Raw genomic sequence first — 593 nt, 5'->3', positions numbered from 1 at the left:
ACACCTCCCCCGCCCCTCGTCCCAGCCGCAGTCAGCGCCGGAGAGCCGGGGTCAAGGGTGAGCGAAGCTCATCGCGAAGCGACGCCGAAGGCGCCCTTGAGGCCGGCTCTCCGGTGTTGAACGATCAACGGACGAGGAGCCGGGGACCCCCCAGTAGAACCCTTACCCCCAGCGTGAGTTTCTGGTTAGGTTCTCACGATCCGGCACCTGCACCCTGGGGGTTCATTGCCCATGTCCCACCCCGTCCTGAGAACCGCGGCCATCACGGCCGCCATCACCCTCCTCACCGGCCTGGCCGCAGCACCAGCCCAAGCCCAAACCCAAGCCGACCCCACGACCCAGCGCCAACGCGACTTCACCGCCGCGGCGAACGAGTTCGGAGTCCCGGAGAACGTCCTGCTCGGCGTCTCCTACCTGGAGTCCCGCTGGGACACCAACGCCGGGACACCCAGCACGTCGGCCGGCTACGGCCCGATGCACCTCACCGATCTCCGCGAGGCCGGCGTCGCCGGGACCCACCACGACGAAGGCACCGAAGACGCCCGGGGCGACGACGCCCGCCCGGCCCCGCACCCGCAGGCCGGCCCCGCCGC

General features: G+C 71.0%; 1 pseudogene. It reads left to right on the top strand.

Annotation, left to right across the window (positions count from 1 at the left end):
* Positions 1 to 231 precede the first annotated feature (231 nt).
* Positions 232 to 593, top strand: a pseudogene (locus CCN39_RS49010) (N-acetylmuramoyl-L-alanine amidase); the annotation flags it as partial.

It is taken from the genome of Amycolatopsis kentuckyensis, from assembly GCF_002155975.1.
Taxonomy (GTDB): Bacteria; Actinomycetota; Actinomycetes; order Mycobacteriales; family Pseudonocardiaceae; genus Amycolatopsis; species Amycolatopsis kentuckyensis.
The sequence above is the reverse complement of the archived record's forward strand: the minus strand, read 5'-3'. Positions and strand labels throughout refer to the sequence as shown.